A 6,813-nucleotide genomic window follows, 5' to 3' on the forward strand; every position below is an offset into this window, starting at 1 on the left:
CGGTATTTGTAAGTGGGTAATAAGTAGTTCCTGCAAAACACGATAGACGGTATGCTTTTTATGTTTTATGATCATTTTTATCATCAATGAAGTGTGTCTGACCAACGCATATTTAAAACTGACTAACCATGTGAGTTTTAGTGTGCGCAGCCACACTAAAACTTTGATTTTTTAAACAGCTCATAGTCAAACTTTTAACCAATTTTTGACTACCTGACGAAGCGGACTGCCGGAGAAATTTGGCTCGGTACGCTTTGATGGGAGCTTAGGGGATGCAATGCCCCTATTCGATCCAATCCATTTTTAAAGTCGGGGAAACCCCTTTGAAGTTGGGCGACAAGGAAACGGAAGCGTGGTGACACGTTGTTCGGGAAGCAATTCCCGAACTAGGCTGAAAGGGCTGAAATCCTGTTTTGAAGATATGGTTAGAAATTTCATGGATGAAATTTCGTTAATAGCCACCGTTCAATGCAGATGTACGATTTATTTTTTGCATTGTTCGTGCCACACACGATGGATTCTGAGGTAACTGTGAAGTTATCGGGGCGTTGAGGCGAAAGCTGGATACGTTGCAGGCACTTTCTTGTCAAATGGTGAATTTGTCGTGATGACATTCCATTGAAGCTCGAAAGGTCGATTCATAGCTCAAACGTGACAATGGGGGAGTACAACCCCCTATGTGGATTGCAAGTGCTTTACCTGCCGAAATGATGATCTGATTTTATAACGCATTTTTTGGAACTGCGAGTGCGGAAATAGGAGGTTCACTGATTTTACAATCTTTGAGCTAATCAGGTGATCTAGCAGATAGGCGTACTGCAAATTAAGACTTCAAAACTAACTTGGGAAGCACTCAAAACAATTGAAACGTCAATTGGTTAAACGTGGATGTTATGAGTGTGGGAGCGATCTTTAGTAGCGCATATAAAACGACTCAAATCGTGGAAATTGTGTCCTTGTTTGCAAGGGTAAAAATCATAGCTACCGTTGTCAGAAATGACTTGTTAAGGGAATCGTGATTTTGCGAAAGAGTGATGTTGGGATATGCAGAGGTGCATATTGAGTATGTGCTTACTTGGTGGTAACAGCCTTGTAAGTTAAAAAAAATCAAAAATGGTTAAATGGGGATTGGTCTCCCCTGCTGTTCGAGTTGGTCGCTTGAACTAAACTAAGTTGATGAAAATACAGAGCTACAACTGTTTTGGATGCCTTGTTCTTATGCAAGTAGTATCTTTGTCGCTATTTCTGAGTATAGAAAACTCAGGTTCACTGTGGACTTTGCTAGCAGAGGAGTTCAGCCGTTCCAGAGTCGGTTGAATCAGGTGCAGATTTAAAAACACATTATCAAGGGCGGTGGCGTAGTCACCGACCCTTACCTAATTCTAAGCTAATCAGTTTCTTTTTGATTCTAATCTATTAGCTAATGACAGGAATAACATTCCCATATAACGACAAATATCTGGGTCTATCGATGTATTTTCTTCTAACCATTCATCCACAGTATCAGCGACTATAACTAAATCCATTTTTAGCATCTCAATCTCTGATTCATCCGTGTATATTTCACTAATATATTTTGAGTTTGGACTCAACTCTAGCTCTTCACTCACTACTCACCTATTTAAATATAGCTCTAAATGCGCACCATTTGCGTTTTAAGAAACTTTTACGCTTAGATGCAACCCAACCCAATCCATCACTCTAAAAATTGAACCTGACGCAAACTATGCGCCAAATTCGGGATCATTGATTAAATATTTCTTGATGTATGTAAAATTCTTAAAATGAAGACCTGTTTTTTTTCTTCATCAATATGAATGATGGCACGATATGGACTGTCAACAATCAGCATTTCTCTTGTTCCTAGACTGCCCTTTTTCTTAGTACGGTTTGGCGAAAAGTAGAGAGTTTCTAACTGATCAGTAATTTTTAAGTACATACTTTCAGCCAGTTGTTCACCCCAGTTTTCGATGCCATACGCCAAAATATCAATTAAATCTTGTTCTGCTTGAGGCAAATAAGAAACTTCATAACTCATTTGCTACGGCTCGCTACCAATTCTCGTGCTTTTTGCATCGCTGTAGCATGTACCGTTTTCATTGCAGTCGTTTGTGATGGATGTGATTTCAAAGAATTTAGGGCTTCTGCTATTTTCTCTTTTTCCCAATCTTCATAATCATCACTTTCAATATCAAAAAGACTTTCCAAGTGAGTACCTTTCACATCTTTCAACGATAAGAAAACACCAACTGGACGTTTATTTTTGGTTACTAAGACAGGTTCTCTTTGCATCGTATCCAATAATTCACCAAAACGAGATTTAGCATCTTTCGCTGTAATAACTTGCATGTTTTAAACCTCAATTCAAAAAGTAGGCATTTTGTCTATTTTAAACACTAAAAATAATTAATCAAAGATAATTTTGTACAGGTTTTTCTTAAAAAATTTTTCGATAAATACCTGATCTAGGAGGGGGAAATGGAAATGTGAGAATTTTTTATCCATTGGAGCGTAAAACCTCGGGGTTTAGCCCGAGGATATAAGCGACTGGCGTAAGCCATACGACATGAAATGTCGTTTTAAATACTTTTGCTATAATCACTATTAAAAAAAATACGGTTAAAATAATTGGATGAAGACACTCAAATTACGCATATACCACCCAAACTTGCTCGTGCTGTGGCTCACGCTCCAGTAGTCCGAAAGGTAGAGCAGGCTTAGGAATAAGAGAATGGCAGTGCATGGAGTGCGGTACGCTCCATAATCGAGATATAAACTCAGCACTGAATATTCTTGCGCTCGGACATGAGCGTCTCGGAGGAGGAATCCCCGTCCTTTAGGTCGGGGAGGGTGTCAAAGGAAAAGTAGCAATAACCTTTTCATTAAATAAACATCTGCTGCAACAAGCCTTTTTTCCACTGTTTAGCTTGTTCAATTTGCTGTGCCACAACTTCAATTTTTTGGCCAATGCTCGATAAGAAATTAGCAATTTTGGTTTGTTCTTCTAAGCAGGGAATAAGTATTTCTATTGAAGATAAATCTGAGCTATTAATTGCAGGGTAACTTGTACCAGTACAACGGTTCATAACTTCATCTAAGAATGTCTTTTCGTGTAAAGCATAATAGATAAATTTAGAATCCAATTTTGTACGGATTTGAGCATAGCCTGTTGAGGCAACATACTCACCACTTAAGTTGAAGTAATAATTATTCTGCTGATAAGGACGAACCATCTGAAAAAGTACATCACCTTTAGCTAATAATCTTTGTGCTCGACTTGGTGCATCCTGTAGCTCAATATTTTTTTGAAGTAATAGTTGCCCTTTTTCAACACTTTCTAAATCAATATAAATAAAACTTTCAGGTAACTTTTTAGATTTAGGATTAATTTCTGCTATATCTTTGAGTTCCTTTTCCTCCCACTCCCCAAACTCACTGCCATCATCCGCTCTGAAACGAATCTGCTGACTAAACAGCTTTTGCATCATTCCTTGTTTGTATTGACTAAGCAGCTCAAGTTTTTGAGTAAGCTGACTAATCTTTTCATCCACGTTCGATAGAAAAGAGGCGATTTTGGTTTGTTCTTCTTTTGAGGGAATACTTATATCAATATTATAAATCGAGGTTGTATTTAGACTTGGTACACCTGTAGCCTCATTTAAACCTAACCAATTTACTTCAAGGGCATGTTGGTACAAAAATAAAGGAACAATACTTTCTTCAATTTCCGTATAAAAAAGAGTATCTACTGTCCAAAATTTTTCATTTATATATTTAGGTTTATCAATCGTACCTTTCCGCCCAATTAAGATGCTTTCTCCATCATACAGATATTTATTTACATGACGCATAAGCCCACCAGTACCATAAACAGGAATATCACCGTCATTAAGGGACTTATGATCTTTACCATATTTGATAGTAAGAACATCTTTATACTTAAGCTTTAACCAATCACCATCAAACTCTTTAAATCTTAATTTAGGAAACAACGTAAAACTCTCTTAAAATTATGAAGCTTAGAATAAAGAAATTAACTACACAGAAACAGCTAAAAATAGCCTAGGCTGAGATCGTGGAACATTCCTAAAATTGACCCTTTTGATAGCCAAAATACCCCCTCTTCGAGGGGATATCTGATATAGCTTATTTGGTCTCACTTTTTCTCTTGTTTTTTCTGTCTGCGATAGTAATAAGAATTGACCCTTTTGACAGCCAAAATACCCCCTCTTCGAGGGGATATCTGATATAGCTTATTTGGTCTCACTTTTTCTCTTGTTTTTTCTGTCTGCGATAGTAATAAGAATTGACCCTTTTGACAGCCAAAATACCCCCTCTTCGAGGGGATATCTGATATAGCTTATCTGCTATCACTTTATCAGTCCTTTTTTCTTCCTACGATAGTAAGTTGCTCGACTGATTCCCATTGCTTCCCACAGCTTCGTTGAACGCTCAGAATCGGCTTTAGCTCCACGCTTGGATTTCTTCCCACCTTCACGCCCTTTTTCTGCGTGCCACTTCTTTAAACCTTGCTCACTGAATCTCTGCCATACCCATGTTGCTATGCTCTTTGCTGTAGCTTTAACTTCTGAGTAGGGTAAGGCTTCGGGAAAACCTGCGTTTATGTCCTTTAGGCGATCTTTGACAGCGTTATGCCACAGTTGGAAAGGGGCATTTGCCTGTTTAAACTCCATAACAGCCCTATACGACCACGATGCACCCTGCTGAAACATGGTGCAGTTACGTCCTAAACCTTGCTCTTGCTCGCTTTTGCTAAGTGCTTTAACCACAACATAGTCTGCCAGCTCATCGAGCAAATACGACTTCTCAGTGAAGTACATCGTCCGCCAAGCGGGATTGTATGGGTTTTTGGTCAGTTTTCGGCTGTACCCTGCATCAGCTTTGAGTTTTCGAGCCATAGCAGCCTGAATTTTTGCAGCGTACTGCATTGGCTTAATGCTTGCGATTTCCGTTGTGGGATAGGGAAATAATAAACGGTAGCAGATATGTACATGCCCATTTTTCGGGTTCTGTGCGACCCAAAACGGCTCAGGCAAGTTTTCTTCTCGCCAAGCAAGTGCAGATTCAGGGTAATCGAGATCAAAGACAAAGTAAGACACCAAGCAAGGTTGGTTGAATTCGATGTATTTCTTTCTTATCGCTTCTGTTTTTTTAGTTCTGTATTGTCCATCCGCAAAATTATCTGTGCAGTGCGGATAGTACGCAAGATCATCAAAAAACAGGTCTAACTGTTTTTTTAAAGCCATTTTGCCCTTCAAAAATCATTTGAATTATTCGGCTCAACTAGGCTACAATTAGGGTTCGAGATAACTGTGGTCTAGTTAAGATTTATTTTTAACAAGTCCCGAAAAAAACCCGACGCCACATCGGGTTTTTTTTCGTTCTAAATAAAGTTTACATCAAAGTGACATAGTTGTTAAACCATTAATTTTTAAAGTAAAAACATATACCGCAAATATGATATATAAATATCAAAAGAAACTGCAATAAACGCTAGGAATCAAATATTTAGAATTTTTTAAATTTTATTTTCCAATATACTCATTCCAAATTTTCAGATAATAACGATTCATCTGTTCTTTTATTTCCACTGACAAAGCTCACATCTTTACGATACATATAAGCTGCAATCTTCATAAAGTCGCCTTCCCGAACTAAATCAAGAGGAACCTCAAGCCCATATTGATCAAATAATTCTCTACGATAACGATATTCATTCAAATTTTCAGCATAAGTTTCCAATCGAGGTAGATAAACCAAGTGAGGTGGTTCAATCTCAATTTGCTGCCATGATTTTTTAACTTTTTTACGAACAAAACGCTGGGCAAAATGAAGCAATTCACCCGATTGCTGTCGGTTGCTCTTAAAAACTGCCCATGCCTCAATCATTTTAAAAAAGTTACGCAAATCAGCTCTGTTTTTTTCAGCTAACTTATTATTTTTTTGGCTAATAAGCTTATTTACAACAGCTATCAGTCGGGCCTTCATTCGCAAATATGACTGCTTGCTGTATCTCCAAGACCAAGAAAATGAACGAATTCTGTCTTTGTATTCTTTTTCAGTCGGCTTGTAGACCTTGTGATCTGTACGCACAAGCTCAAAAGTCATGTGTTGTGTGACTTTCAAAGAAATAGCAGTATCCAAGATAAATTGTAGTGGCTCTCGATCTTTGAAATAGCTGTAAATCAGATCCATTTGAGCCTGAATTTCAGGCTTTATCCAAGTGAATCCCTTAAATTTATCCTGTAATTTTTCTACTTTTTCCCGATCTTTGGCATTAACAATTTTTTGAGATGCTACCCCACACTGCAAATTAAAATCTCGTGTCTTAGGAGTAGTGAATAATAAGTGCAGCGTCCATTTGTACTTTTCAAAAACATCACGTTGAACAATACAAGTACAAACTGGATAACCTTTTTCAAGACGATAATTACGCTGTCTTGGAGTGAGCTTTAAATCATAACGTTCTGTGAGTTTTTCAATCAGTCCATCTACACTATTAAAAATAGTTTTAGTCTCACCATTTATCCAATCCTCATATTCTTTCCAGTCAATTTTGGCATAAAAATAAGCTCCATTAGCAACATGGTCAGCGATTCTTTGCATAGTAAATTTTGAGTGTGGGCTATATACAATCATCGTTATTTATGTAATGAAGGGATTTTACATAAAAATAGCCCATTTTTTATAAAAAAACCAGTTTGTAATCTAGTAAAAGATTTTCAATATTTACAGGTGTTTTTAGGGCGAAGCCCTACCATGCGTAGCATGGTTTTAAATTGGACTTATAGA

6 protein-coding genes and 1 pseudogene are annotated in these 6,813 nt (G+C 37.6%); 1 reads left to right on the forward strand and 6 read right to left on the reverse strand.

The features are described 5' to 3' along the window. Window positions 1–1,391: 1,391 nt before the first annotated feature. The 3 genes from HUK62_RS17055 to HUK62_RS17065 all read right to left on the reverse strand — a co-directional run bounded on the left by HUK62_RS17055 (window position 1,392) and on the right by HUK62_RS17065 (window position 2,349). Complete coding sequence (locus tag HUK62_RS17055; protein ID WP_176538527.1) at window positions 1,392–1,610, reverse strand: hypothetical protein; 219 nt, start codon at window positions 1,608–1,610, stop codon at window positions 1,392–1,394. A gap of 140 nt (window positions 1,611–1,750) precedes the next feature. After that, on the reverse strand, window positions 1,751–2,038 hold the full coding sequence (locus HUK62_RS17060) for a type II toxin-antitoxin system RelE/ParE family toxin (RefSeq protein WP_176538528.1): 288 nt from the start codon (window positions 2,036–2,038) through the stop codon (window positions 1,751–1,753). Continuing rightward, on the reverse strand, window positions 2,035–2,349 hold the full coding sequence (locus tag HUK62_RS17065) for a type II toxin-antitoxin system Phd/YefM family antitoxin (protein ID WP_136144251.1): 315 nt from the start codon (window positions 2,347–2,349) through the stop codon (window positions 2,035–2,037). The genes HUK62_RS17060 and HUK62_RS17065 overlap by 4 nt, the downstream gene beginning before the upstream one ends. Window positions 2,350–2,651: 302 nt before the next feature. Here HUK62_RS17065 and HUK62_RS17070 point away from each other — a divergent pair. Further along, window positions 2,652–2,840, forward strand: a pseudogene (locus HUK62_RS17070) (zinc ribbon domain-containing protein); the annotation flags it as partial. A gap of 42 nt (window positions 2,841–2,882) precedes the next feature. Here the strand turns inward: HUK62_RS17070 and HUK62_RS17075 are convergent. From HUK62_RS17075 to HUK62_RS17085, 3 genes are all read right to left on the reverse strand, one after another. After that, complete coding sequence (locus HUK62_RS17075; RefSeq protein WP_176538529.1) at window positions 2,883–3,992, reverse strand: restriction endonuclease subunit S; 1,110 nt, start codon at window positions 3,990–3,992, stop codon at window positions 2,883–2,885. Window positions 3,993–4,370: 378 nt separating this feature from the next. Then, entirely contained in the window at window positions 4,371–5,267 is an 897-nt protein-coding gene (locus HUK62_RS17080) for a replication initiation protein (RefSeq protein ID WP_176538530.1), read from the reverse strand. Window positions 5,268–5,562: 295 nt separating this feature from the next. Beyond that, window positions 5,563–6,660, reverse strand: a complete 1,098-nt coding sequence (locus HUK62_RS17085; RefSeq protein ID WP_176538531.1) for a hypothetical protein — start codon at window positions 6,658–6,660, stop codon at window positions 5,563–5,565. Between the last annotated feature and the right edge of the window lie 153 nt (window positions 6,661–6,813).

The organism is Acinetobacter sp. NEB 394, from assembly GCF_013374795.1.
GTDB classification, from domain to species: domain Bacteria; phylum Pseudomonadota; class Gammaproteobacteria; order Pseudomonadales; family Moraxellaceae; genus Acinetobacter; species Acinetobacter johnsonii.

What these genes read in the sequence shown, in the direction of transcription:
- HUK62_RS17060 (WP_176538528.1), bottom strand. Translation starts at nt 2,038, where the DNA reads ATGAGTTATGAAGTTTCTTATTTGCCTCAAGCAGAACAAGATTTAATT.
- HUK62_RS17065 (WP_136144251.1), bottom strand. Translation starts at nt 2,349, where the DNA reads ATGCAAGTTATTACAGCGAAAGATGCTAAATCTCGTTTTGGTGAATTA.
- HUK62_RS17080 (WP_176538530.1), bottom strand. Translation starts at nt 5,267, where the DNA reads ATGGCTTTAAAAAAACAGTTAGACCTGTTTTTTGATGATCTTGCGTAC.
- HUK62_RS17085 (WP_176538531.1), bottom strand. Translation starts at nt 6,660, where the DNA reads ATGATTGTATATAGCCCACACTCAAAATTTACTATGCAAAGAATCGCT.